Annotated in this window: 26 protein-coding genes; 12 read left to right on the forward strand and 14 right to left on the reverse strand. The window is 70.7% G+C overall.

What is annotated here, in order from left to right; all coding sequences use genetic code 11:
* Window positions 1-12: 12 nt before the first annotated feature.
* Together CKW34_RS13315 and CKW34_RS13320 are read right to left on the reverse strand one after the other, a co-directional pair.
* Complete coding sequence (locus CKW34_RS13315; protein ID WP_059384167.1) at window positions 13-582, reverse strand: AAA family ATPase; 570 nt, start codon at window positions 580-582, stop codon at window positions 13-15.
* Entirely contained in the window at window positions 579-965 is a 387-nt protein-coding gene (locus tag CKW34_RS13320) for a TA system antitoxin ParD family protein (RefSeq protein WP_059384166.1), read from the reverse strand. The genes CKW34_RS13315 and CKW34_RS13320 overlap by 4 nt, the downstream gene beginning before the upstream one ends.
* A gap of 206 nt (window positions 966-1,171) precedes the next feature.
* Here CKW34_RS13320 and CKW34_RS13325 point away from each other — a divergent pair, with 206 nt between their 5' ends.
* Window positions 1,172-2,242, forward strand: a complete 1,071-nt coding sequence (locus tag CKW34_RS13325; protein ID WP_059384165.1) for a class I SAM-dependent methyltransferase — start codon at window positions 1,172-1,174, stop codon at window positions 2,240-2,242.
* A 67-nt stretch (window positions 2,243-2,309) separates the two neighbouring features.
* Window positions 2,310-2,675 (forward strand): HNH endonuclease, encoded by a 366-nt coding sequence (locus tag CKW34_RS13330; RefSeq protein ID WP_059384164.1) that lies wholly within the window; start codon window positions 2,310-2,312, stop codon window positions 2,673-2,675.
* 32 nt (window positions 2,676-2,707) lie between these two features.
* Here CKW34_RS13330 and CKW34_RS13335 read toward each other — a convergent pair whose 3' ends face one another.
* From CKW34_RS13335 to CKW34_RS13355, 5 genes are all read right to left on the reverse strand, one after another.
* The gene (locus CKW34_RS13335) at window positions 2,708-3,484 is read right to left on the reverse strand and encodes a CPBP family intramembrane glutamic endopeptidase (protein WP_155418964.1); all 777 of its coding nucleotides are present in this window, start codon (window positions 3,482-3,484) and stop codon (window positions 2,708-2,710) included.
* A gap of 1,156 nt (window positions 3,485-4,640) precedes the next feature.
* Window positions 4,641-5,573 (reverse strand): TAXI family TRAP transporter solute-binding subunit, encoded by a 933-nt coding sequence (locus CKW34_RS13340; protein WP_059384162.1) that lies wholly within the window; start codon window positions 5,571-5,573, stop codon window positions 4,641-4,643.
* The gene (locus CKW34_RS13345; RefSeq protein WP_059384161.1) at window positions 5,570-6,997 is read right to left on the reverse strand and encodes a sensor histidine kinase; all 1,428 of its coding nucleotides are present in this window, start codon (window positions 6,995-6,997) and stop codon (window positions 5,570-5,572) included. Before CKW34_RS13345 ends, CKW34_RS13340 begins: the two co-directional genes overlap by 4 nt.
* A gap of 1 nt (window position 6,998) precedes the next feature.
* Window positions 6,999-7,655: a response regulator transcription factor gene (locus CKW34_RS13350; protein ID WP_059384160.1), complete on the reverse strand. Its 657-nt coding sequence runs from the start codon at window positions 7,653-7,655 to the stop codon at window positions 6,999-7,001.
* 15 nt (window positions 7,656-7,670) lie between these two features.
* Window positions 7,671-9,038: an MFS transporter gene (locus CKW34_RS13355; protein ID WP_059384159.1), complete on the reverse strand. Its 1,368-nt coding sequence runs from the start codon at window positions 9,036-9,038 to the stop codon at window positions 7,671-7,673.
* A gap of 185 nt (window positions 9,039-9,223) precedes the next feature.
* Here CKW34_RS13355 and CKW34_RS13360 point away from each other — a divergent pair, with 185 nt between their 5' ends.
* The gene (locus CKW34_RS13360) at window positions 9,224-9,442 is read left to right on the forward strand and encodes a hypothetical protein (protein ID WP_226949839.1); all 219 of its coding nucleotides are present in this window, start codon (window positions 9,224-9,226) and stop codon (window positions 9,440-9,442) included.
* A 101-nt stretch (window positions 9,443-9,543) separates the two neighbouring features.
* Window positions 9,544-10,035, forward strand: a complete 492-nt coding sequence (gene soxR, locus CKW34_RS13365; RefSeq protein ID WP_059384158.1) for a redox-sensitive transcriptional activator SoxR — start codon at window positions 9,544-9,546, stop codon at window positions 10,033-10,035.
* Window positions 10,036-10,045: 10 nt separating this feature from the next.
* On the opposite strand, the gene CKW34_RS13370 is transcribed toward soxR, so the two are convergent.
* On the reverse strand, window positions 10,046-10,930 hold the full coding sequence (locus tag CKW34_RS13370; RefSeq protein ID WP_059384157.1) for an alpha/beta fold hydrolase: 885 nt from the start codon (window positions 10,928-10,930) through the stop codon (window positions 10,046-10,048).
* 13 nt (window positions 10,931-10,943) lie between these two features.
* On the reverse strand, window positions 10,944-11,177 hold the full coding sequence (locus tag CKW34_RS13375; protein WP_033098301.1) for a hypothetical protein: 234 nt from the start codon (window positions 11,175-11,177) through the stop codon (window positions 10,944-10,946).
* Window positions 11,178-11,314: 137 nt separating this feature from the next.
* Here CKW34_RS13375 and CKW34_RS13380 point away from each other — a divergent pair, with 137 nt between their 5' ends.
* Together CKW34_RS13380 and CKW34_RS13385 are read left to right on the forward strand one after the other, a co-directional pair.
* Complete coding sequence (locus CKW34_RS13380; protein WP_059384156.1) at window positions 11,315-12,349, forward strand: NAD(P)H-binding protein; 1,035 nt, start codon at window positions 11,315-11,317, stop codon at window positions 12,347-12,349.
* Between the two features lie 9 nt (window positions 12,350-12,358).
* Window positions 12,359-13,102, forward strand: coding sequence for a VIT1/CCC1 transporter family protein (locus tag CKW34_RS13385; RefSeq protein ID WP_059384155.1), 744 nt, complete (start codon window positions 12,359-12,361; stop codon window positions 13,100-13,102).
* Window positions 13,103-13,174: 72 nt separating this feature from the next.
* Here the strand turns inward: CKW34_RS13385 and CKW34_RS13390 are convergent, their stop codons facing one another.
* Entirely contained in the window at window positions 13,175-13,381 is a 207-nt protein-coding gene (locus CKW34_RS13390; protein WP_033098304.1) for a hypothetical protein, read from the reverse strand.
* A 130-nt stretch (window positions 13,382-13,511) separates the two neighbouring features.
* Between CKW34_RS13390 and CKW34_RS13395 the strand changes: the two genes are divergently transcribed.
* Complete coding sequence (locus CKW34_RS13395) at window positions 13,512-14,708, forward strand: Fic family protein (protein WP_059384154.1); 1,197 nt, start codon at window positions 13,512-13,514, stop codon at window positions 14,706-14,708.
* A 30-nt stretch (window positions 14,709-14,738) separates the two neighbouring features.
* Here the strand turns inward: CKW34_RS13395 and CKW34_RS13400 are convergent, their stop codons facing one another.
* The gene (locus tag CKW34_RS13400; RefSeq protein ID WP_059384153.1) at window positions 14,739-14,963 is read right to left on the reverse strand and encodes a DUF2188 domain-containing protein; all 225 of its coding nucleotides are present in this window, start codon (window positions 14,961-14,963) and stop codon (window positions 14,739-14,741) included.
* A gap of 151 nt (window positions 14,964-15,114) precedes the next feature.
* Here CKW34_RS13400 and CKW34_RS13405 point away from each other — a divergent pair, with 151 nt between their 5' ends.
* Together CKW34_RS13405 and CKW34_RS13410 are read left to right on the forward strand one after the other, a co-directional pair.
* Window positions 15,115-16,170, forward strand: a complete 1,056-nt coding sequence (locus CKW34_RS13405) for a tyrosine-type recombinase/integrase (protein WP_059384152.1) — start codon at window positions 15,115-15,117, stop codon at window positions 16,168-16,170.
* Window positions 16,171-16,248: 78 nt separating this feature from the next.
* Entirely contained in the window at window positions 16,249-17,688 is a 1,440-nt protein-coding gene (locus CKW34_RS13410; protein ID WP_059384151.1) for an NAD(P)/FAD-dependent oxidoreductase, read from the forward strand.
* Window positions 17,689-17,742: 54 nt separating this feature from the next.
* On the opposite strand, the gene CKW34_RS13415 is transcribed toward CKW34_RS13410, so the two are convergent.
* The 3 genes from CKW34_RS13415 to CKW34_RS13425 form a co-directional block, all read right to left on the reverse strand.
* Window positions 17,743-18,192 (reverse strand): PaaI family thioesterase, encoded by a 450-nt coding sequence (locus CKW34_RS13415; protein WP_059384150.1) that lies wholly within the window; start codon window positions 18,190-18,192, stop codon window positions 17,743-17,745.
* A gap of 118 nt (window positions 18,193-18,310) precedes the next feature.
* Window positions 18,311-18,796 carry a hypothetical protein gene (locus tag CKW34_RS13420; RefSeq protein ID WP_059384198.1) on the reverse strand — a complete coding sequence of 162 codons (486 nt, stop codon included), beginning with the start codon at window positions 18,794-18,796 and terminating at the stop codon, window positions 18,311-18,313.
* 228 nt (window positions 18,797-19,024) lie between these two features.
* Window positions 19,025-19,741 carry a hypothetical protein gene (locus tag CKW34_RS13425; RefSeq protein ID WP_059384149.1) on the reverse strand — a complete coding sequence of 239 codons (717 nt, stop codon included), beginning with the start codon at window positions 19,739-19,741 and terminating at the stop codon, window positions 19,025-19,027.
* 196 nt (window positions 19,742-19,937) lie between these two features.
* On the opposite strand from CKW34_RS13425, the gene CKW34_RS13430 reads away from it, so the two are divergent.
* Genes CKW34_RS13430 through CKW34_RS13440 form a run of 3 tightly spaced genes read left to right on the forward strand, consistent with a single transcriptional unit; the run spans window position 19,938 to window position 23,358 of the window.
* On the forward strand, window positions 19,938-21,356 hold the full coding sequence (locus CKW34_RS13430; RefSeq protein ID WP_080968399.1) for a FecCD family ABC transporter permease: 1,419 nt from the start codon (window positions 19,938-19,940) through the stop codon (window positions 21,354-21,356).
* Window positions 21,353-22,489 (forward strand): FecCD family ABC transporter permease, encoded by a 1,137-nt coding sequence (locus tag CKW34_RS13435; RefSeq protein ID WP_059384148.1) that lies wholly within the window; start codon window positions 21,353-21,355, stop codon window positions 22,487-22,489. The genes CKW34_RS13430 and CKW34_RS13435 overlap by 4 nt, the downstream gene beginning before the upstream one ends.
* Complete coding sequence (locus tag CKW34_RS13440) at window positions 22,486-23,358, forward strand: ABC transporter ATP-binding protein (RefSeq protein ID WP_059384147.1); 873 nt, start codon at window positions 22,486-22,488, stop codon at window positions 23,356-23,358. Before CKW34_RS13435 ends, CKW34_RS13440 begins: the two co-directional genes overlap by 4 nt.
* The last annotated feature ends 4 nt before the right edge of the window (window positions 23,359-23,362 follow it).

Consider the following 23,362-nt stretch of genomic DNA (forward strand, 5'->3'; position numbering starts at 1 on the left):
GGCCCGGATCTCTCAGCCGAGCCCGGTGAGCGCCGCCGGCGCCCATCCCGGCCAGCGCACCGCACCGACCGGCACCCCGCCGGCGAACCGCGCCACCACCACCGGGGTCCCGGACGCCGTGTCGTACACCGACGCCTGATCGGCGCGGCCGATCGCCTCGGCCACCAGCGGCCACAACCGTCGATAGCGCGCCCGGATCTTGTCCTCCGGCACCGCATGCCCACCTGCGGCCACCCGATGCTGCACGCGCAGCACCGACATCGTCTCGGGCACCAGCATCACGTGCAGCACCACCGTGAATCCCGCCTCGTGCGCGCGGTCGATCAACTCCAGCTTCGACGGATGCGAGAACACCGTCTCCGCGATGAACGACCGGCCCTGCCGCAGCAGCCGGTCCCGCGCCGCCGCGGCGAGCTGCGCCGCCTCGTACGACATCTCCTCCGCCCGGTCGGGCCAGCGCTGCCGCGCGATCACATCCGCGTTGACGAACACGCTGCACGGCAGCAGGGGAGCGAGGGACAACTCGACGAACGTCGACTTGCCGGAACCGTTGGGACCGACGATCAGATCCAGACGTCTCATGCGTCGTCGAGCACCCGGCGACTACCGTCGGGATGCTGCTCGACCAGCCGGCCCTCGTCGTCGAGCACCACCGTGGTGACCCCACGTGCGGCGAGAATCTCGGCGTAGTCGGTGCGGGCCAGCCCGTCCGCCAGGCGCGCGTCGATCTCGGCGTCGAACAGGCGCCCCTCCGCGGCGGTGAGCTCACTCAGCTCCCGCGTCCCGGCCAGCGCCTCGTGCACCCGATGCAGGGAGGCGGTCTCGTGGGCGGTCATCGCGCGGCCGATGCGGGCCCAGTATTCGAGTTGCTGGCGTCCGGTGCGGTTCTGGCGGCCGCCCTCGGCGATGGCGCTGTCGACGAGCTCGGCGTCGAAGCGGGTGACCTTGTCGGTGGACGACGTCATGACGGCCTCCTGATGTTGCAGTCTGCTACAAGCGTAGCTGTCTGCAACACGCCACGCACCCCCGAATCCTCCCACCATCACCCGGTTCGTGACCTCCCGCTACGCACCACCACCCGGATCGACACCCGATCGAACCCGAGCCGTCGCCGAGGAACCGGCCACGCGACCTACCGTGAGCGAGTACTCCCATCGCCAGGAGGTGCGTGATGACCACGGAGATACACGAACCCGACCAAGCACGACTCGAGCAGACCCTCGGACAACTCGTCGTCGACATGGGTGCGGCCATGAACGGCGCACTGGTACTCATCGGCGCCGAACTCGGACTGTGGCGCGCGCTCGACGAAGCCGGCCCGGTCACCAGCGAACAACTCGCCGACCGCACCGGCATCCGCGAACGCTATCTGCGCGAATGGCTCTCCGCCGAGACCGCCAGCGGCTATCTCACCTACGACCCCGACGCCGGAACGTTCAGCCTGGCACCGGAACACGCCATGGCCCTCGCCCGCGAGGACAGCCCCGTCTACCTGGCCGGCGGCTTCCACCTGATCGGCTCCGTGTACAAGGACCGCAGCCGCATCGCCGAACGCATCCGCAACGGCGAAGGATTCGGCTGGCACGAACACGATCCCGAACTGTTCGTCGGCACCGAACAGTTCTTCCGCCCCGGTTACCGCGCCAACCTCGTCGACATGTGGCTGCCCGCCCTCGACGGGGTCGTCGACAAACTGCGCGCCGGCGCCACCGTCGCGGACATCGGCTGCGGCCACGGTGTCTCCACGACCCTGCTCGCGCAGGCCTTCCCGCAGTCCACCATCCGCGGCTTCGACTACCACGACGCGTCCATCGCGCGGGCGACGGAACTGGCCGCCGAACAGGGCGTCGACAACGCCACCTTCACCGTCGCCTCGGCGACCGACTTCCCCGGATCCGACTACGACCTGATCTGCTACTTCGACTGCCTGCACGACATGGGTGATCCCGTCGGCGCGCTGCGGTACGCGCGCGGCGCGCTCACCGACGACGGCACGGTGATGCTCGTCGAACCGTTCGCCCGCGACAGCCTGCCCGAGAATCTCAACCCGGTCGGCCGGATGTACTACGCCGCATCGACGGTGCTGTGCACTCCGTCGTCGCTCGACCAGCCGGTCGCGCTCGGGCTCGGCGCCCAGGCAGGGGAGCGGCGGCTCGCCGACGTCGCCGCCGAAGCCGGCTTCGGCACCTTCCGGCGCGCCACCGAGACGCCCTTCAATCTCGTCCTCGAAGCACGTCCCTGAACCATCCGCGGGACACCGATCGGCCCCATCGGCGACCCCGGTGACGCCGATGCGCCACGATCGGAGGATGGACCGCGTCACCCGACTCTCGCTCGCCCTCGACCGTCAGGACGGACGGTGCCTGTGGTGCGGACGGGAGTTCGGACGGTTGATCACCCCGACCACCGATCATCTCGTGCCGCGCCTGAAGGGTGGGCCGAGTATCACCGCCAACGAGGTCGCCGCCTGCCGACGCTGCAACGCCGACCGTGGACACGTCGCGCCGGTCGAATGGCTCGACCGGTGCCGGCAGCGCGACGGCTGGACGCCCGACGAGGAGCTGCTGACGCGACTGCTCGAGGAGCTCGCCGACGAACTCGTCCGGGTCGGGGGTCATCGCCGTGCCCGGGATTATCTGTCCGCGCAGTTGCGACGGTTGCGACGACCGTCGTGACACCGGTCGCCCCGGACCCCGGTCCCATTACGTCACTGTGACGTTTCAGGGTCGGTTGTCCGGGATGGAGGAGGGGAGTCCACCTTCTCGCCCCGGCGGGACGCGGCCCGCAGACAGGTCAGGACGATCACGGCGAACCCGACGGCCACCGCGGACGCGACAGGCGAGTAGATCCCACTCGCAGCCAGGAGCGTCCACGCCACATTGGACGAGGCGTGACCGACCACCGCGATGATCGGCGCGCCGCCGCCGGCGACCGTCATCTGCACCAGCAGCATCCGGAAGACGACCGTGAACGCGAGCTGGCCGAGCAGCATCGCCGACCCGTAACCGGCCTGCACGTACGGAATCAGGTGCCACAGCGCCCAGATCATCCCGATCACCGCGCCGGTGGACAGGACACCGTGGGTGCGCAACAGCGCCGGCATCAACACTGCCGTCCACCCGAGTTCCTCGCACACCGCCGCGACGAGATACGCACCGGCGACCACCACAAGAGAGACGGAGATGCCGGACGGAGCGGTTCCGGCGACCGCGACGGACGCGATCATCAGCAGCGCCGCTGGTACAACGAGTGCGACGATCAGCCACCGTGCGCGCGGCGGCGTACGCATGCGACGCCACGCCGACTCACGCCCACCACCGACGGCGAGGGCCGCGAGCGCCGGGCAGACGAACATCAACGCACTGATCGGCAGACGCGCACCGGCGATGTCGAGTTCACCGTCGGTGAGTGCGCCCCAGAGATAGAACGGGACGGTGGTGATCACGAAGACCACCCAGAAGCGCAGGAGCCGTGGTTGCGTCACGGTCGACCTTCCCGGATCGCGTTGTCACTGCCGCGCCGATGATATCGACGCAGATACGTGTCCACAGCGGGACTCGCGGGACCACGCGAAAACGTCACTGTGACGTTTTTATGGTGACTGGGCGGACGAGCAGGGGACGAGGGCGGCGGGCCCGGACGGTCGCATCGGGCGTCCGAGACAGAGAACCGACCCCAGGCGGCGGTCTGGGCCGGCCCGAACCGGGTCGGTGCGGATCGGGCACGGCGGATGCGCGGCAGATCGAATGCCGGGAGCGCGTCGTACGGCGCGGTTCGCGCGCCGCACGACGCGGAGTGCACAACGTGCGCCGGACGACCCGGCGCACGACGCGATGCAGTGCGTGCAACGCTGTCGTGAATCGGCGAATCGGGTCGCCGGTCGAGTTGCAGGGTCATCAGTGCCGAACCCCAGGTCACGACGTATATCATTATTGCCGATAATCTACATTATGTTAACTCGACCGGAATCGGGCCTCCTCCGGGCAGGCGTGGCAGGGCCCCGGGGTGTCCGGAGACCCTGTGGGTCGACCTGGGATCGATGCGATGTCGCCCCACATGTCATCCGGCCTCGGTTCGCCCCCGGCTCGTCTCCGGCCTGGCTTCGGATCCCATGCGGCCCGACTCGACCCGGCGGCGCCTGTACCGGATCGAGCCGCCGGCCCGATCGGCACGCGTTCCGCCGGACATTCATCGGCGTCGACCACCGCGACATGCACACTGCAGTTGTTCGCAGTGCGCTGATGCAGCGCGTTGCGGCGACACCGTGTCGTCGTCGCGTGCACATCGCGCAGTAGATCACCCGAACGATGCGCATGCGGCGGCGCGAACTCATCCCGTCCCCCGGGGTGCTGCGACCACCGATCGCCCCTTCTCGCCTCTTCCGCATTTGATGGATAATCACCGTTATCCATGAATCGTGTTGGTGTACAACAGAATTCACACACTCAGGGGCGAAGAACGGTTCCATTGTGCCCCGCGCACGCCTCGTGCACAGCCGATCCGGTCTCGATCTCCTCGCGCCCCTCGAGGTCCGGTCCGATCTCCGCCCCGCATCTCGACGACACCACATGCCCTCTGCCCCACTGTGTCCCCGGGGTCGGCACCATTTCGGGGTGCGTCTCCCCTGCCTGCCAGTCTCGTCAGCCGTGATGGCGCCGGTACGCGGCCACCGCTCCCGGATGCAGCGGGACACCGGCGGTGACGATCAGCGACTGCCGGTCGAGGAACTGACTGCCGGTGGCCTGAGCCGGCACGAGTTCGGAGGCGTGGTCGACGAGCAGATCCACCAGTGCGGCGGCCGCCTCGTCCGACACCGATGCCCCGGCGAGCAGCAGGTTGCCCAATCCGATGGTGGCGACGGCGTCCGGCTGCCCGTAGGTGCCGGGCTGGATGAGCACCGGTTCGTATCGCGGACCGAATCGGGCTCGCAGCGGTTCGAGGAGGACGGACAGATCGATCAGCCGCAGCGGCACTCCCAGGTTCGCGAACGACGGGGTGGGCACCCCACCCGCCCACAGCACCGCGTCGATCTTGCCGTCCACCAACGCGCGGCCGGCGTCGGCCATCGACAGGTGCACGCGGATGACGGCTCCCGGATCGGCGAGCCCGGCGACGTCGAGAATACGTTCGCCGGTGAACTCGGCCCCCGATCCGGGGGCTCCGAGGCTGATCCGTGCGCCCCGCAACTGGGCGATCTCACGGATCGGCGAGTCCGCACGCACAGCCAGCTGCATGTAGTTCTCGTAGACCCGCCCGATCGCCGTGAACCGGGCGCCCTCGTCGTAAGCGCGCACCGCGACATCGGTGAGGGTCAACGCCAGCTCCGCATTCCCCGCCACCAATGCGGCCAGATTGGTGACCGACCCCGGGGTGCGTTCCGGCACGATGGCGACGGGAAGACCGGCCCGGTCCGCGGCGGCCGCAGTGAGCTCCGCGAACTCCCAGAAGAAGCCGCCCTCCTCCCCTGCCGCCAGGATCAGTTCCTCACGCTGCCCGGTCGGTGCGCAGCCGGCGACGACTCCGCCGACCGCGAGCAGCGCGACGGACCGCAGAAGATCACGGCGGGTGATCATGATGCCTCCGATCGGGGGTCGGCGGGCACGGTCACGGTGACGGCGAGTCCGTGCGGATCGGCTGCGGCGAGGTCGAGGGTGCCGCCGCCGCTCTCGACGAGCGCGACCGCGATGGACAACCCGAGACCGGTGCCGGGCCCGGCGGCGCCCGATCCGCGGAAGAACCGGGAGGTGAGGTCGCCGAGTTCCTCGGGTGCGACTCCGGCACCGTCGTCCTCGACGCGGATCCGGATGGTCCCGCCACTGCGCCGGGTGGTGATGCGGACCCCGGTGGCCGAGCGCGCGTACTTGCTCGCGTTGCTGAGCAGCACGTCGAGGACCTGGGCGAGATGGTCGGCGGAGAAGCAGGCGCGCAGGCGCTGCCCGGACGGTTCGTCCACCCTGACGGTCATACCGGCCTCGGCCAGGGCCTCGGACCAGGCATCCACGCGGTCGGCGACGACGGCGCCGACATCGCACCCGTCGTGCCCGTCCGTCTCGGTGACGTCGGTGGGTGATTCGGCGGTCGCGAGGGCGAGCAGGCCGTCGAGGATGCCGCCGAGCCGGTCGACTTCGACGGCCGTGCGCCGGTAGGTCTCCACGCCGGTAGCGGCGACGTGCGGTTCGAGGGAGTCGAGTCGGATGTGCAGGGCGGCGAGCGGGTTCCGGAGTTGGTGCGCGGTGTCGGCGATGAGCTGTCTCTGGGCGCGGGTGGACGTGCGGACGGCCTCGGACATGGTGTCGAAGGCCTGCGTGAGTTCCCGGACCTCCGGGGGGCCGTGATACCGGACCGAGGCGGTGGTGTCACCGGGGCGGGAGCGTGGATGCAGCGCCGGGACGCTGGCTGTGAGCGCCGCGACCCGCGCGGTGAGCGCGGTGAGCGGGCGGACCGTCCACCGTGACAGGACGGTCGCGAGGATGGTGACGAGCACGAGCGCCGCCGCTGCGCCGGTGACGATGAGCAGCCACGAGGTGCGGATGTCGCGGCGGGCGGCGTCGGTGGACACGTCGACGACGACGGCTCCTTCGACCTGGGCGCCGGTGCCCACCGGCACGGCGAGCAGGGCCCGGTGCGGGGACCACGGGGTCAACGGGCCGCCGATGCCCTGTTTCTGGTTGCGCAGACCGGCGGTGATCGCCTCCGGCACACCGGGGTCGGTCGGGGTCAGGCCCGCGCTCGCGCGGGGTGCGCCGCGCGCGTCGACGATCAGCACGCCTTCGTCGTAGAGCCGGTGGTAGCGGGTGACCTCCTCGTCGAGCAGGGCGGTGCTGCCGGGGGCGCGCATCTGCACGGCGAGGGTGGCGAAGTGGTGGGCGTCGGCTTCCCGGTTCGCTCCCAGGACGGCGGTGCGGCCGGCGCTGGTGGCGAGGGCGAGCGGGACGGCGAAGGCGACGACGGCGACGGTCGCGAAGACGAGCAGCACCGCCAGGACCCGTCGCTGCATGTCAGCCGCCCCACCGGTAGCCGTAGCCGCGGATGGTGGAGATGAGTCCGGGGCGGGCGAGTTTGGCGCGCAGCCCGGTCATGTGCACGTCGAGCGACCGGGAGATCGCCACATAGGCGTCGCCCCACACGGCGTCCATGAGTTGTTGGCGGCTGACCGCGGCGCCGGGTCGGGCGACGAGGACGGCGAGCAGGTCGAATTCCTTCGGGGTGAGGGTGACCGGTTCGCCGCCCACCTCCACTTCGCGGGCGTCGAGGTCGACGACCACGTCGCCGGCCCGGACGATGCGGGAGGTCTCGGACAGCGCGCGGCGCCGTTGGGTGACGACGTCCACGCGGGCGAGCAGTTCGGCCAGGCGGGCCGGTTTGACGAGGTAGTCGTCGGCGCCGCCGCGCAGGCCGCGTACCACCGAGCGTTCGTCGCCGCGCGCGGTGAGGATCACGACGGGGACGTCGCTGACGGCCCGCAGTTGCCGGAGCACGTGCAGGCCGTCCGCGTCGGGGAGCCCGAGATCGAGGATGACGGCGTCGAGGTCGCGGTGGCCAAGGAGCAGGTCGGCGCCGCGCCGCATGCGGATCGGCCGGTGGCCGTGGGAGGTGAGGGCTTCGACGAGGGCGTCGCCGACTCCGTCGTCGTCCTCGACCACCGCGATCTGCACGTGGTTCCCTTTCGATCAGTGCCGCGAGGTGGCCAGGTCGGCGTGCTCGTCGGGGGTGTCCGTCCGGGTGCTCGTGCGGTCCAGGAGTGAGCCGTCGGAGGTTTCCCGCATGAAGAAGTACACGACGAGCGAGACGGCGATGCAGCCGGTCACGTAGTAGAAGAATAGCGATTCGTGGCCGGCGCGCTTGAGGGCGAGCGCGACGGTTTCGACGGTGCCGCCGAAGATCGCGAGGGTCAGCGCGTAGGGCAGGCCGACGCCGAGTGCGCGGACCTTGGTGGGGAACAGTTCGGTCTTGACGATGGCGTTGACGGAGGTGTAGCCGGTGACGACGGTCAGGCCGAGCATCATCAACCCGAAGGCGACCAGCGGGTTCGTGGTGCTGCCGAGGATCGTCATCAGTGGCACGGTCAGCACGGTGCCGCCGACACCGAAGAAGATGAGCAGTTTGCGGCGTCCGATGCGGTCCGAGAGGGCGCCGCCGATGGGTTGCAGGACGATGAACACCAGCAGGGCGGCGAAGTTGATCCAGGCGACGGTGTCCTTGGAGATGCCGGAGGTGTTGATCATGTATTTCTGCATGTAGGTGGTGTAGGTGTAGAACGCCACGCAGCCGCCGAGGGTCAGCGCGCACACCAGCAGGCATTCGCGGGGGTACTGCAGCAGCATCCGGATGCCGCCCTGTTCGGGCTTGCCGTTCGGGAGGTCGGCGGTGCTCTTGGTTGCGACTTCTGCGGTGAAGGCTTCGGATTCGTCCATGGTGCGGCGCAGCCACATCACGGCGACGGCAGCGACGGCGCCGATGACGAACGGGATGCGCCAGCCCCACGCCTGCATGGCCTCGGCGGAGAGGGTGAGCTGCAGGACGATCTGGACGCCGAGGGCGATGAGTTGTCCGGCGACGAGGGTGACGTACTGGAAGCTGGAGTAGAAGCCGCGGCGTCCGGGTGAGGCGACCTCGGCGAGATAGGTGGCGCTGGTGGCGTATTCGCCGCCGACGGACAGTCCCTGCATCATGCGGGCGAGGACAAGGAGCAGTGGGGCGGCGAGTCCGATGGTCGCGTAGGACGGGGTGACGGCGATGATGAGGGAACCGACGGCCATGACGGTGACCGACAGGGTCAGCGCCGAGCGTCGTCCGTGCCGGTCGGCGTAGCGGCCCATGATCCAGCCGCCGATCGGTCGCATGAGGAATCCGACGGCGAAGATGGCTGCGGTGGACAGCAGTTGGGCGGTGGGGTCGCCTTCGGGGAAGAATTCTTTCGCGAAGTACACGCTGAACGCGGCGTAGACGTACCAGTCGTACCACTCGATCAGGTTGCCGACCGAGCCTTTCAACACGTTGCCGATGACTCGGCGTTCGCCCGTCGAGGTGGTGCTCACCGGGGACTCCTTTCGCTGCCTGGATCTGTGCGCTCCCCACAGTGGTTCGGGTCACAGTGGTTGCGGAAGGGGCTGTGGCGGTTCCTAACACTCCCTTAGGAATGTGGTCGGGACGGGCGGCAGCGGCGGGGCGCGCGGGGTGCCGCTCCCCCGCTGGGCCGGTCGGAGGTTCTACGGTGGTCGGCGTGACGATCCCCGCATCGAGTTATCTGTTCCAGGCCCGGACGTTCGTGAGCGGTTCCCGTAAGTGGCGGTTCGAGGCGGCGTTGGCGACGGCGCGGGTCTGCGAACGGTTCGAGCGGCCGTACCCGAAGTCGGTGCGGACGTGGGCGCACACCGCGTACGACATGTTGCGGATGGATGCGCCGGAGGTCGCTGCCGAGTTCGGGCCGCCGTCGTTCTGACCCGGGGATGCTCGGCTCGGCCCGGGTGCCCGGTGTCTTCGGGGGCCGGTACTGTGCAGCACAACTCGATCACGATGTGTGCGGGGCGAGGAGGGGGCCCGATGAACCCTGCGATATGGCTGACACCCGGGCAGTTGGCGGACCGTTCCGGGGTGGCGGTCTCGGCGCTGCACTACTACGAGTCGCGTGGTCTGATCACCAGTCGCCGCACGTCGGGCAATCAGCGGCGTTATCGTCGCGACACGCTGCGCAAGGTGGCGTTCATCAAGGTCGCGCAGGGTGTGGGGGTGTCCCTGGAGGAGATCAAGGATGCCTTCGATTCGTTGCCGGACAGTCGTGTGCCGACGACGGAGGACTGGGCGCGGCTGTCGCGGGCGTGGCACGACCGGCTGACCCGCCGCATCGAGGATCTCACCGCGTTGCGCGACAGTTTCACCGATTGCATCGGTTGCGGGTGCCTGAGTCTGGCGTCGTGTCCGCTCGCGAATCCCGGTGACGTGCTCGGGCAGCAGGGTCCGGGTCCGCGGCGGCTACCGGTGCACGACGACGATGCGCCGGTGGAGTCGGCGCCGCGCGCGGAGTCGTCCGGCTGAGGTCGGGTGGTCAGGGGCGCGCCGCGTCGATCTGCTGCACGAATCGGGCGGTGGCGGCGGCGATGTCGCGGGGATGGGAGCGCGGCGACCAGTGCCCGGCGTCGAGCGGGTGGATGCGCAGGTCGGTGACCCAGCGGGAGGTGTCCTCGTAGCCGACGGGGCGTACGGCTCGGTCGCGCAGGTTCTGGATCAGCTGGACCGGGACGTCGGTGCGCCGCTCGCGGGGTCGGGCGAGCCGCGCGCGGATGTTCGCCCGGTACAGGGACAGTCCGTGCACCATGTCGTCGGCGAGGGTCGGGGCGACGGGGGCGATCGCGGCGGGGTCGGTGCGGTCGAAGAATCCGACGAAGGCCGGCCAGTGGCGGGCGAGCGGGCCGCGCAGCACCGGATTCGGCAGGCCGGGGATCTGGAAGGCGAGGGTGTAGGCGGAGGCGAGGGCCTGTTCGGCGGGGCCGAGTGGGCGTTTGTGCCGGAGGCGGCGGCGCATCCACAGGCCGAGGTGGTCGAGGTTGGGACCGGAGATCGAGGTGTAGGAGGCGATGCGCTCGCCGGCGTCGGGTTCGCATACCGCTTCCCAGCACAGCACGGCGCCCCAGTCGTGGCCGAGCAGGTGGACGGGGTCGTTCGGGGCGAGGGCGTCGATGACGGCGTGCAGGTCGGCGGCGAGGTGTTCGAGCCGGTAGTGCGCCACCTCGCGGGGGACGGTGGAGGCGCCGGCGCCGCGGTTGTCGTAGCGCAGGATGCGGAAGTCGTCGGCGAGCAGGGGTGCGACGCGGTCCCACAGGGCGTGGGTGTCGGGCCAGCCGTGGACGAGGACGAGGGTCGGTCCGTGCGGGTTGCCTTCTTCGACGACGTGGAGTCGGACGGGCCCGTTGGTGACGGTGTGGGTGGTCATGGTCGTCCTGTGGTCATGGTTGTCCTGGCGTCTCGGGGGCCGGTGGGTGGTCGCCGGTGGGCCGGGTGAACAGTGTGCGGCGGCGCAGGCTGCTGGCGATGGCGAAGAGGGATTCGGAGACGGAGGTGGGCCGGCCGTGGCGGCGCTGGACGAGATGTCCGAGGGCGGACAGCAGTCCGGCGCCGAGGGGGACGGCGAGGACGAACAGGATCCGATGTCGGAGTGGGCTGTCGCGCAGCATCGACATGGGAGGCCTCCTTCGATACCGGCCACTGTATTTGTGACCAACGGTAACACTATTTTTGTGGCGGGAACCGGTCCCGATGTTTCACCGCCGTCCTACACGGTGCATCCTCCCGAAGGCGACAAGGGACGGGACAGCGGATGAGGGTTCTCGTGATCGGTGCATCCGGCTACGTCGGCAGCCGGGTCGTTCCCGCCTTTCTCGCCGCCGGCTGCCCCGTGCGCGCCGCCGCCCGGAACCCCGCGTCCCTGCGACGCTTCTGGTGGCACGACCGGGTCGAGACCACGCGGGTGGACGTCACCGACGCGCACACTCTCCCATCCGCGCTCGACGATGTCGACGTCGTGGTCTATCTCGTGCACGGGATGCGCTCGGCGCACTTCCGGGACCTCGACCTGGCAGCGGCCCGCACGGTGCGACGCGCGGTCGATGCCTCGCAGGTGACGCGCGTGGTCTACGTCTCCGGGTTCGTCCCCGACTGTGCGCCGGACGAATTGTCCGAGCATCTGCTCTCCCGCTGGGAGGTCGAGCAGGAACTGTCCCGCTCCCACCGGACGGTCATCACGTTGCGGGCCGGGGTGGTGCTCGGCTCCGGGTCGACGAGCTTCGAAGTGCTCGGCCAGCTCGGCGGGCGCCTGCCCGTGACCGTGGTACCCGACTGGATGGACTCGCGGGTCGAGCCGATCGCGGTCGTCGACCTGGTCGCCGCGGTGCTCGGGGCGGCCGTCGCCGACACCCCCACGGACTCGTTCGACGTGGGGTGCGGGCAGTCGCTGCGCTATCCCGAGTTGCTCCGCCTCTACGGGCAGATCACGGGCATGCCGCGCGCCCAGGTCACCGTCGCCGGATTGCCGGGCGCGGTGATCGGCCGGATCGGCTCGTGGCTGACGGAGGTGCCGTCGGGAACCGTGGCGGCGCTGATGGAGAGCCTGCGACACGACATGACGGCGCGGGACCGCCGGTGGATCGGCCGCCTGGTCCCGGCCGCTCATCGGCCGGTGGGGGTCGCGCGGGCGGTGCCACGCGCGGTGCTGCCGGTCGATACGAGTGTGCCGTGCGCGCAGCGGGACCCGATGGGTGCGCTGCCCGGGGATCCGGAATGGGCGGTCGCCGCCGCGGAGGCGCGCCGGTTCTCCGCCGTGGGTATCCCACCGCGCCGCCGACCGCCGGTGTAGCTTCACGACATGTCACGTCCGGATCCGTCGTCCCCGAACGATTCCCGCAGGCCGCAGGAGGACCGCGAACCGCACACCGCCGGGTTGGCGAGCAAACTCAACTGGCTGCGGGCGGGTGTGCTCGGCGCGAACGACGGCATCGTCTCGACCGCGGGACTGGTCGTCGGTGTCGCGGCCGCGACGGCGAACGAGTCGGCGATCCTCACCGCCGGTGCGGCCGGGCTGGCCGCGGGGGCGGTGTCGATGGCGCTGGGCGAATACGTGTCGGTGAGCGCCCAACGCGACACCGAGCGCGCGGCGCTGTACACGGAACGTCGCGAACTCGCCGCCATGCCGGAGGCCGAACTCGCCGAACTGGCCGCGCTGCTCGAGGGGAAGGGCTTGTCGGCGGTCACGGCGCGTGCCGCGGCGGAGGAGTTGACGGCGCGGGACCCGCTGGCCGCGCACGCCGAAGTGGAGTTGGGGATCGACCCGACCGAACTCGCGAATCCGTGGGTGGCGGCGTTGTCGTCGGCCGTGTCGTTCACCCTGGGGGCGCTGGTGCCGCTGCTGATGGTGGTCGCGGCGCCCGACACGGTGCGTATCCCGGTGACGTTCGTGGCGGTGTTGTGTGCGCTGGCGGCGACGGGATCGATCAGTGCGTGGCTCGGCCGCGCCCGGCGGGGCCGGGCGGTGGTGCGGGTGGTGTTCGGTGGTGCGCTCGCGATGGTGGTGACCTACGGGGTCGGCCAGTTGTTCGACACCGTCGTGTAGCGGTGCGCAAGCCCGGCGTCCCCGCTCCGCGGCCCGTGCCGGTCCGCGGGGCGGGGTGTACCGAGCGGTGCGTCAGTCGACCGGGCCGAGCGCGGGAGCGGTCACGAAGCTCAGCGCGTCGTGGCCGGCGAGATGGTTGTCGATGATGCGCTCGATGGCCTGCCGCCATTCCTCCCGCACCGTCCCGGCGTCGTCGCCGGCATCGAGTCTCTGCAGGATGTTGTGCTGCGCAACGTGATAGGCCATGGGCGTGTCGATGTCGAAGGTCGGTAGTGCCATGGCCCAGCACCCTACGTCCGAAGCAGCCACGGCCCAAACTCCGGGTTCCGGGCGTGCGCACCGACCCGAACCGAATCCACAACCCGCCCATACCATCGGATAATCGACTATCCGATGGTATGGTCCGGGGATGGCATCGGTCGACGTCGCGTCCGGCTGGCCCGCGGTCACCTACGAACAGCACCCGTGGGTGAGCCGCGATGCCTACGGCTCGCGGCGGGAGAAGCGCCTGACCACCGGCCCCTACCGCGCCGCGGTCCCCCCGCTCATCGCACCCCGGCCGATCCCGCTCGACGGCGAACTGCAGGCCCTCACCGAGGAAGCCGCGACGGAACTGACCCGTTTCGATGTCGAGGTCGGGCACATCACCGCCCCGTTCGCCTCGATCCTGCTGCGCACCGAGAGCGCATCGAGTTCGGAGATCGAGAACCTCTCGAGCGGCGCCCGGCAGATCGCACTCGCCGAACTCGGCGAACACGCCTCCCGCAATGCCCGCCTGATCGTCGGCAACGTGCGGGCGATGCGCGCGGCACTCGAATTGTCCGATGCGATCGACGCCGACGCGATCCTGCGGATGCACCACGCGCTGCTCGACCACGACGACCCGGCGATCGCCGGACGCTGGCGGACCCAGCAGGTGTGGATCGGCGGGGGCAGCCTGGGCCCGCACACCGCGCAGTTCGTGCCCCCGCACCACGAGCGGGTACCCGAACTGATCGACGACCTGGTGGTCTTCGCCAACCGGGTGGATCTGCCGGTGGTCGCGCAGATCGCGGTCGCGCACGCCCAGTTCGAGACCATCCACCCGTTCCCGGACGGCAACGGCCGGGTGGGCCGCGCGCTGATCCAGGCGATGCTGCGCGGCGGGCAGCTCACCCGCAGTGTCGCCGTGCCGGTCTCGGCGGGTCTGCTGCACAACACCGGGGAGTACTTCGATGCGCTCGGCGCCTACCGCGCCGGGGATGCCGGGCCGATCGTGCGGTCGATCGTCGACGCATCGTTCGCGGCGGTCGCCAACGGCCGCACCCTCGTCGCCGATCTCGAAACGGTGCGCGAACGGTGGCGGTCCCGGGTGACGGCGCGGCGGGATTCGGCGGTGCACCGACTGGTGGACGTGCTGTTGCGCCAGCCGGTGATCGACAACCGCTCGGCCGCCGCGGCCCTGTCGGTGACCGGCCCCAACGCGCAGATCGCCATCGACCGGTTGGTGGACGCGGGGATCCTCACGCAGATCACCGAGGGGCGCCGCAATCGCATCTGGCAGGCCAAGGACGTGGTGCGGGTGCTCGACGAGTTCGCCGCGCGCGCCAAACGCCGCCGCGGCTGACCTTCTCGGTCTCGGCGAGCCCGGCGGCGATCAGCCCGGGATGTCGCGCGGGTCGTGACCGTAGGTGTTGCGTTCGCCGATGGTCCCGTCGAGGTTGTGGACGAGGTGTTCGACCTTGCGGCGGCGCGCCTCGTCACGGCCGGCGGCGACGGCCTCCTCGCGGGTGGCGTAGGTGCCGAGCAGGTCGCTCGCACCCTCGATGCGGTTGTGCCAGGAGCCGTCCTGATGGAACGTCTCGACATCACCTGCGGGCATGGGGTGCTCCTCTCCCCGAAGGGTCGGTCCTCCACCGCGTACCCGGCGCCGGTCTCCCCGAACCCGGACGCGGTCCCTGCCGTCCCGTCGGTCCCTGCTGTCACACTGGACTCGCACATCTGTACGAGCGGATCTTCACGGGAGGGGCATCGTGGCGGGCAGCGCGACCGAGCCGGGATTGTCGGACTGGATCGGGTCGTATCTGGAGACCTTGCAGACCGCGAAACGGTCCCCGCACACCATCAAGGCCTACCGGCTCGACCTGCACGCGGTGCGCGCGCATCTCGCGGCGACCGCCGCCGTGCCGGAGGACGCGCTGACACTCGGGGACGTGACGGTACGCGGGCTGCGGTCGGCATTCGCGGCGTTCGCCGCCGAACGGCAACCGGCGTCGGTGCGCCGCGCCTGGTCGGTGTGGAACAACTTCTGCAACTTCCTCGTCTCCGAAGGGGTGTCGGAAGGCAACCCGATGGCCTCGATCGCGCAGCCGAAGAAACCACAGCACACCCCGAAGGCGTTCTCCCCCACCGCGATCAACCAACTCGTCGACACCGTCACCGTGGAGGCGCAACGCCCCGCGGAGTCGGCGCGGGACTGGCCGCAACGCGATCTCGCGCTCATCGCGACCCTGCTGCTCACCGGGATCCGCTCCGACGAGTTGATCCGGCTCGATGTGGGCAGCATCCTCGGTGGCCGCCGGGCACCGGTGCTGCGGGTGCTCGGCAAGGGCGCGATCGAACGGGAGATCCCCCTCGAGGACAGCTGGACGGCGATCGTCACCACCTATCTCGAGGAACGCTACGCCCGCTTCCCCGCCGCGCGGCGCCGCACCCGCGACCGCGACGAGTTGCCCGTGTGGGAGCGGCACGACCCGGCCGACCCGCTGTTCGTCGGCGCGGACGGCAAACGCATCACCCGCGGCACCCTGCAGTACCGGGTGCGGCGCATCTACCGCCGCGCGGGTATCGAGTCCGAACGCAAACGCGGTGCGCTCGCCCACGCGCTGCGGCACACCTTCGCGACGAGCCTGGCCGACAGCGGCGCGACGATGGTCGAGTTGCAGCAGCTGCTCGGGCACCGGTCGTTGCAGACCGTGCAGGTGTACACCTCGGCGACGAACGACGCGGTGCGGCACGCCGCGCGGCACAACCCCGTCTACGGGCTGCTCGGGTCGGGCCGCGAGCCGCTCGGCGACGGGCCGGGCTAGCTCGTCGGTTGCGCTGTGGGCGGGCGCGGCAACTGCAAGACTGGGGATCGATCCATCCGGCAACGTGAAGGAGCATCCATGAGCGTCGAGCAGACCGAACCCCGCCGTCATCGTGTGGTCGTGATCGGATCCGGTTTCGGTGGGCTGTTCGGGACCCAGGCCCTGGCTCGTGCCGATGTGGACGTCACGCTCGTGGCGCGCACCACCCATCACTTGTTCCAGCCGTTGCTGTACCAGGTGGCCACGGGCATCCTGTCGGTCGGCGACATCGCCCCCGCGACCCGCATGGTGCTGCGCAAGCAGAAGAACGCGCAGGTACTGCTCGGGGACGTCGAGACGATCGACCTGGAGAACCGGACGGTGACCTCCCGGTTTCTCGAGCGCTACACCACCACGCCCTTCGACAGTCTCATCGTCGCCGCCGGCGCCGGCCAGTCCTATTTCGGCAACGACCAGTTCGCCGAGTTCGCGCCGGGAATGAAGACCATCGACGACGCCCTCGAGTTGCGCGGCCGGATCCTCGGGGCGTTCGAGCAGGCCGAACTGTCCCACGATCACGACGAACGCGCCCGGTTGCTGACCTTCGTGGTGGTCGGTGCCGGCCCGACCGGGGTGGAGTTGGCCGGGCAGATCGCCGAGCTCTCGCGCCGCACCCTCAAGGGCACCTTCCGCAACATCGATCCGACCGAGGCGCGGGTGGTGCTGCTCGACGGCGCCTCCGATGTGCTGCCGGTCTACGGCGGCAAACTCAGCCGCAAGGCCCGCAACACCCTCGAGCGGCTCGGGGTGGAGATCCAGCTCGGCGCGATGGTCACCGACGTCGACGCCGACGGTCTCGTCGTCAAGGAGAAGGACGGGCCGCAGCGGCGCATCGAGTCGCAGTGCAAGGTGTGGTCGGCGGGTGTGGCGGCGAGCCCGCTCGGCAAGCAGCTCGCCGAACAGTCCGGGGCGCAGGTCGACCGGGCGGGGCGGGTGGAGGTGCTGCCGGATCTGACGTTGCCGGGGCATCCGAACGTGTTCGTCATCGGCGACATGATGTCGCTGAACAAGCTGCCCGGTCTGGCGCAGGTGGCGATGCAGGGCGGCAAGTACGCGGCCCGGCAGATCATCGCCTCCCTCGACGGCGCCGACCCGAGCCATCGGGAACCGTTCAAGTATTTCGACAAGGGCAGCATGGCGACCATCTCGCGGTTCAGCGCGGTCGCCAAGGTCGGCAAACTCGAGATCAGCGGGTTCCTCGGCTGGGTGGCGTGGCTGTTCATCCACCTGCTGTATCTGGTGGGGTTCTCGTCGAAGCTGTCGACGCTGTTGTCCTGGGCGCAGGCGTTCTTCTCCACCGGCCGCAACGAGATGGCGGCGACCGAGCAGCAGGTGTTCGCGCGGATCGCGCTCGAGCACATGCGCTCGGACGAACCCGGCGGCGACGCGCAGAACGGCGAGACCGCAACCAACGGCGACACACAGTCCGCGCAGGCCCCGGCCGGGCAGGGCCGCGGCGGGACGCAGGCCGCGGGCTGACCGTCGACGCTCCGGTCGGGCGCGTTGTCCCGGCCGGAGCCGACCGTCGGCGGGTCAGTGCCCGATGCGGTCCGCGTCGGTGATGTTCGCCAGGCGCACCTGTCCCTGCGCTACGAGCCGATCATGCTCGTCGACGATCTCGACCCGCCACAGCTGCTGGGTGCGGCCGCGGTGCACCGGGGTGCCGGTCGCGGTGAGGACCCCTTCGCGGGTCGCGCGGAGGAAGTCGGTGTTGTTGTTGACCCCGACGACGTTGCCCCTGTCCCCCAGCCAGTTGGCGCCGGCGACGCTGGCGACGGACTCGATCACCGCGCAGTACACCCCGCCGTGCACGATGCCGTAGGGCTGGTGCTGGTCGGGGGTGATCGTCCACCGGGCGCGCGCGAGGTCGGGTCCGAGTTCGACGAACTCGAGGCCGAGGGCGGTGTTGAAGCCTCGGTCGTTGACGGCGTTGATCGCCTGCACGTCGTGCTGGGCCGGGGCGGAGGTGGACTGGTCGCTCATACGGGGCTTCCCTTGTTCGTGCGTGGGTCGACCGGCCGCCGGGACAGGTGGCCGTCGAACGATGGTAGGACATGGCGGTTTTCGGACGTCCGACGTCCGCGCGTGGCGCGCGGGGTGGTCACTGCAGCGTCACCAGCAGCGCGTGCGCGACGATCGAGTAGCCGTCGGGGATCGGCCCGACTCGGTGCACGGTCCGCGCGCCCTCGTACTCGACGCCGTACCAGCCCGTGACCGCTGTCGGGATCCTGATGGTCCGCTGGATCACCGGGTGCCGTTCGGCGACCCGGGCGCGCCCGTACGGGCGGGTGCGGTACAGCGTCCCCAGAAAGCGGTCCCACACCAGATGCCCGGTGAGCACGACATCGCCGAGCGTGTCGAGTTGCGGGGGGAGCACGGTGGTGAAGCCGTGACCGAGATGGGCGAGCAGTTCGACGCGATCGTCGACGGCGATCCGCTCGACGCGGGCGGGCACGTGGCGGACGAGTTCGCGGATGCAGTCGGTCGCTCCGGGGGTGGTCCAGGAGGTGGCCGGTTCACACACCTGCCCGGCGGTGGGCCCGTCGGGCCACGGTTCGAGGTCTTCGATCATCCACAGGGTGGTCATCTCGCGGTGCTTCCGGGACGCGACGGGGATTTCCTCCAGCATCCCCTGCGGTTCGCACCGCCGCACCGCCGCACCGCCGACGGGGCGGTGCACTGTGCGGCGACGGTGGGGGCGTGGGGACACACGACGGCGGGCCCCACACGGATGTGGGGCCCGCCGCGGGAAGGGACCGGGAGTCACTGCAGCCCTCAGGACTCCGCTGCGGTCCGGCAGTCGGAACGGATTCGATTATAGGGAAGGCTGCCCTAATCCGGCAAGGCCTCGGACGGGATAACCGGCGGCGACGAAGGCGTCGAGCAACGCCTGACCGCGGCGCGCGGCGGTGCGGCGGGAGGCACCGCCGAGCACGGGCAGCTGGGCGGCGCCGGTGACGACGGTGCGCCCGACGATCGCCCAGAACCGTTTCCGGTCGAGCGGGGCGAGGGACCGCAACGCGAGATGGACGGCATTGAGCGCGGTCGCGGCGCGGTGCGCGGTCCACACCGCCATCGCCTGCTCGCACGGCAGCACCACGACGTCGCGTTGCCCGACGGCGCGATCCTCGGGCAGCACCCGCAGGGTGTCGTCGGCGAGACCCGCCCAGTCGATGCAGCCGTCGCTGTCCTGGTGCAGCCACAGATTGTCCAGACCCGGATCCCAGACGCGGCCCTCGAGGGCGTAGGGGGCGAGGACGCGGCCGACCACGGCGTGGATGAGAGCGCCGGCGACCTGTTCGACGGCGATGCGCGGGTCCTCGGTGTCGAGCAGGGCGCGGTCGTAGAGCGCCTCGATGCGCTGCTGCCGTTCACCGCCGCCGAGGAACCACCAGCGGCGGCGGGGTTCTTCGTCGATACAGGCCACGGCATACACGCGCGGGGCTCCCGCGGCGAGTGCGCGCAGCCGGGCGCGCGTGTCCTCGAACGGGCGGACGGGTGCCGCCGTGGGCGGCAGCAGCAGCGTCGTCATCCGACACCTCCTGATCGACGGTGAATCCTGATTAGGTAAGCCTAACCATTGCATCCGGGGGTGGTGCGCGCAACCCCATCCCCTACTCCCGTCGACACATAGGATTCCGTAACCTAACTCCGAAGGCCTTCGCGTTCCCCACGATCCGCGACGACCCGAACCGCACCACCGCCTTCCCGAGGAGCACCCCGCGCCCGTGACCGTCACCCCCCACGCCCCACCGGACGCCGACCCGACCGCCCCGCCCCGCGCGGGCCGCCGGATCGCCGCCGTCCTGTGCGACCTCGCGCTCCTCGCCATCCCCCTGCTCGTCGGTGCCCTCGTCGTCGACACCCTCGCCGACGCCAGGGGCGGCGGCCAGACCGACCGCATCGTCTTCGGCGGCGCCGCCCTGGCCGCCGCCGCCGGGCTGCTGTGGTGGAACCACGGCTACCGCGCCGGCCGCACCGGCCAAAGCCTGGGCCTGCAGTGGACCGGGCTCGTGCTGCGCGACCGCGCCACCACCGGACCGGCCGGCACCCGCCGCGCCCTGCTGCGCCGCGGCACCGAGATCGTCACCGAACGCCACGCCCGCCACGACGACTTCACCCCGCGCCCCACCGACGGCAGCGTCGCCGCCCTGCGCCGCCGGCGCCTGCTCGGCCTGGCCGCGCTGCTGGTGTTGCTGGTGCTCGGCGCGCTCGCCAGCATCGCTGTCGGCGCCCGCCCGATGACCTTCGCGGAGGTCTTCCACGCCCTGATCGTCAACGACGGCTCCGAAACCGACGTGATCGTGCACTCGCTGCGCATCCCCCGCACCCTGCTCGCACTGCTGGTCGGCACCGCGCTCGGCATCGCCGGTGCCCTGATCCAGGGCCACACCCGCAACCCGCTCGCCGACGCCGGCCTGCTCGGCATCAACGCCGGCGCCGCCTTCCTGGTGGTGCTGTCGATCTACCTGTTCGGACTGTCCACCCCGGCGCAGTACCTGTGGTTCGCCTTCGCCGGATCCGCCCTCGCCAGCATCGTGGTGTTCGGATTCGCCTCCATCGGCAACGGCGGCTCGAGCCCTCTCAGCCTCGCATTGGCGGGCGCAGCGGTCGCGTTCTTCCTGCAGGCGATGATCCAGACCATCGTGCTGCTCGACCAGACCAGCCTCGACGGCTACCGCTTCTGGGTGGTCGGCTCCGTCGCCGGCCGCGGCATGGACGTCTTCTGGCAGGTGTTGCCGTTCATCGTCGTCGGACTGCTCGTCGCGCTCGCCTCCACCCCGGCACTGAACCTGCTCAGCCTCGGCGAGGACGTCGCCCGCTCGCTCGGCACCAACGTCGTCACCACCCGGGTGATCGGCATCGCCGCGATCACCGTGCTCACCGGCGCCGCCACCGCGGCGTGCGGGCCGATCGCGTTCGTCGGGTTGATCGTCCCGCATATCGCCCGCGCGGTCACCGGCCCCGACTACCGCTGGCTCGTGCCCTACGCCGGGCTGCTCGGCGGGGCGCTGCTCGTCCTCGCCGATGTCGTCGGCCGCATCGTGGTGCGCCCCGGCGAACTGCAGGTCGGGATCGTGCTCGCCCTCATCGGCGCCCCCTTCTTCATCGCCCTCGTCCGTCGCCGGAAGCTGGTGGCCCTGTGAACGACACCCCCACCCCCTCCCTCGACAAGGACGAACCGACGACGGGCAAGCGCCGCTCACCCGTGCAGGTCTCCACCCGCGTGCCGGGCCGGCCCGCTTTCCGGCTCGGCTCCGTCTCCGTCGTCTGGCGCGCCCGCATGGTCATCGTGTGCGCGCTGATCGTCGCCGCCACCGCGGTGCTGCTGTCGATCTCCCTCGGCCGCGGCGACTACCCGCTCAGCCCCCTGCAGGTCGTCGAGGTGCTCCTCGGCGGCGGGGAACGCCTCGACCGGTTCATCGTCTTCGACCTGCGCCTCCCGCGCGGCATCGCCGCCGTGGTCGTCGGCGCCGCCCTCGCGGTCTCCGGCGCCATCACCCAATCGGTCTCCCGCAACGCCCTGGCCAGCCCCGACATCCTCGGCATCACCGCCGGCGCCTCCTCCGCCGCCGTGGCCCTGATCGTCGTCACCAGCGGCGGCTCCATCGTCGGACTGCTTGCCACCCTCGGGTTGCCGCTGTCGGCGCTGCTCGGCGCGCTGCTCACCGCCACGGTCATCTACCTGCTGGCGTGGCGGCGCGGCGCCGACGGCTTCCGGCTCGTGCTCATCGGCATCGGCGTCAACGCCATGCTCATCGCCCTGACCCAGTGGATGCTCGTCTCCGCCGACATCAACGACGTCAGCCGCGCCCAGGTGTGGCTGACCGGCTCGCTCAACGGCGTCTCCTGGAGCCAGGTGGTGCCCGCCGCGATCGCCCTGCTGCTCGTCGGCGGCTGGGCCGCGACCGCCTCCTTCACCGTCGGGGCGCTGCGCCTCGGCGACGACACCGCCCGCTCCCTCGGCGTGAAGCTGCAGACCCAGCAGGCGCTGCTGCTCATCGCGGCGTGCGCGCTCGCCGCCGTCGCCACCGCCGCCGCCGGCCCCATCGGCTTCGTCGCCCTCGCCGCCCCGCAGATCGCCCTGCGCCTCGTCGGCTCGGCGGGCAGCCCGATCGTCGCCTCCGCCCTGACCGGGGCGCTGTTCGTCGTCGCCGCCGACCTGATCGCCCGCACCATCCTGCCGGTGCCGCTGCCGGTCGGCCTGGTCACCTCCGCGCTCGGCGGCCCCTTCCTGCTGTACCTGCTGGTGCGTTCCAACCGAAAGGTCTCCCGATGACCGACACCCATCTGCCTCCCGCCCCGGCCCCCGGCCACGTCGAGCACGCGGCGCCGCGACTGGTCGCCGAGCACATCAGCCTCGGCTACGGCGAACGGCTCATCGTCGACGACCTGAACCTGTCCATCCCCACCGGGGTCGTCACCACCGTCATCGGCCCCAACGGCTGCGGCAAATCCACCCTGCTGCGCGCCCTGAGCCGGCTGCTCAAACCCCGCACCGGCACCGTGCTGCTCGACGGCCACGACATCACCACCATGCGCACCCGCGAGGTCGCCCGGGTGCTCGGCATGCTGCCGCAGGCCCCCGTCGCCCCCGAAGGGCTCACCGTCGCCGATCTGGTCTCCCGCGGCCGGCACCCGCACCAGTCCTGGTTCCGGCAATGGTCCTCCGACGACGAGGACGAGGTCGCCATCGCCCTCGAACGCACCGGCATCGCCGACCTCGCCGACCGACCCATCGACGAACTGTCCGGCGGACAACGGCAACGCGCCTGGATCTCCATGGCGCTCGCGCAGGGCACCGACATCCTGCTGCTCGACGAACCCACCACCTACCTCGACCTGGCGCACTCGGTGGAGGTCCTCGACCTCGTCGACCGGCTGCACAGCGAACTCGGCCGCACCGTGGTGATGGTGCTGCACGACCTGAACCTCGCCGTGCGCTACAGCGACCACCTCGTGGTGATGAAGGACGGCCGCGTCGTCGCCTCCGGGGTGCCCTCGGAGGTGATCTCCGTGGAACTGCTGCGCGAGGTGTTCGACCTCGACGCCTCCGTCATCGACGATCCGGTGTCCGACCGGCCGCTGATCGTGCCCATCGGCACCCGCCACGTCTACGGCGCCGCCGGAGGTCCCCACCGGAGGTGACGAT

The organism is Rhodococcus rhodochrous (assembly GCF_900187265.1).
GTDB classification, from domain to species: Bacteria; Actinomycetota; Actinomycetes; order Mycobacteriales; family Mycobacteriaceae; genus Rhodococcus; species Rhodococcus rhodochrous.

Bases quoted from the DNA above. Each gene is read 5' to 3' on its own strand.
- CKW34_RS13395 (WP_059384154.1), top strand. From the start codon at position 13,512: ATGGCATCGGTCGACGTCGCGTCCGGCTGGCCCGCGGTCACCTACGAA.
- CKW34_RS13375 (WP_033098301.1), bottom strand. From the start codon at position 11,177: ATGTCGATGCTGCGCGACAGCCCACTCCGACATCGGATCCTGTTCGTC.
- CKW34_RS13330 (WP_059384164.1), top strand. From the start codon at position 2,310: ATGGACCGCGTCACCCGACTCTCGCTCGCCCTCGACCGTCAGGACGGA.
- CKW34_RS13440 (WP_059384147.1), top strand. From the start codon at position 22,486: ATGACCGACACCCATCTGCCTCCCGCCCCGGCCCCCGGCCACGTCGAG.
- soxR (WP_059384158.1), top strand. From the start codon at position 9,544: ATGAACCCTGCGATATGGCTGACACCCGGGCAGTTGGCGGACCGTTCC.
- CKW34_RS13340 (WP_059384162.1), bottom strand. From the start codon at position 5,573: ATGATCACCCGCCGTGATCTTCTGCGGTCCGTCGCGCTGCTCGCGGTC.
- CKW34_RS13315 (WP_059384167.1), bottom strand. From the start codon at position 582: ATGAGACGTCTGGATCTGATCGTCGGTCCCAACGGTTCCGGCAAGTCG.
- CKW34_RS13370 (WP_059384157.1), bottom strand. From the start codon at position 10,930: ATGACCACCCACACCGTCACCAACGGGCCCGTCCGACTCCACGTCGTC.
- CKW34_RS13380 (WP_059384156.1), top strand. From the start codon at position 11,315: ATGAGGGTTCTCGTGATCGGTGCATCCGGCTACGTCGGCAGCCGGGTC.
- CKW34_RS13390 (WP_033098304.1), bottom strand. From the start codon at position 13,381: ATGGCACTACCGACCTTCGACATCGACACGCCCATGGCCTATCACGTT.
- CKW34_RS13325 (WP_059384165.1), top strand. From the start codon at position 1,172: ATGACCACGGAGATACACGAACCCGACCAAGCACGACTCGAGCAGACC.
- CKW34_RS13345 (WP_059384161.1), bottom strand. From the start codon at position 6,997: ATGCAGCGACGGGTCCTGGCGGTGCTGCTCGTCTTCGCGACCGTCGCC.
- CKW34_RS13425 (WP_059384149.1), bottom strand. From the start codon at position 19,741: ATGACGACGCTGCTGCTGCCGCCCACGGCGGCACCCGTCCGCCCGTTC.
- CKW34_RS13410 (WP_059384151.1), top strand. From the start codon at position 16,249: ATGAGCGTCGAGCAGACCGAACCCCGCCGTCATCGTGTGGTCGTGATC.
- CKW34_RS13400 (WP_059384153.1), bottom strand. From the start codon at position 14,963: ATGCCCGCAGGTGATGTCGAGACGTTCCATCAGGACGGCTCCTGGCAC.
- CKW34_RS13420 (WP_059384198.1), bottom strand. From the start codon at position 18,796: ATGACCACCCTGTGGATGATCGAAGACCTCGAACCGTGGCCCGACGGG.
- CKW34_RS13320 (WP_059384166.1), bottom strand. From the start codon at position 965: ATGACGTCGTCCACCGACAAGGTCACCCGCTTCGACGCCGAGCTCGTC.
- CKW34_RS13415 (WP_059384150.1), bottom strand. From the start codon at position 18,192: ATGAGCGACCAGTCCACCTCCGCCCCGGCCCAGCACGACGTGCAGGCG.
- CKW34_RS13385 (WP_059384155.1), top strand. From the start codon at position 12,359: ATGTCACGTCCGGATCCGTCGTCCCCGAACGATTCCCGCAGGCCGCAG.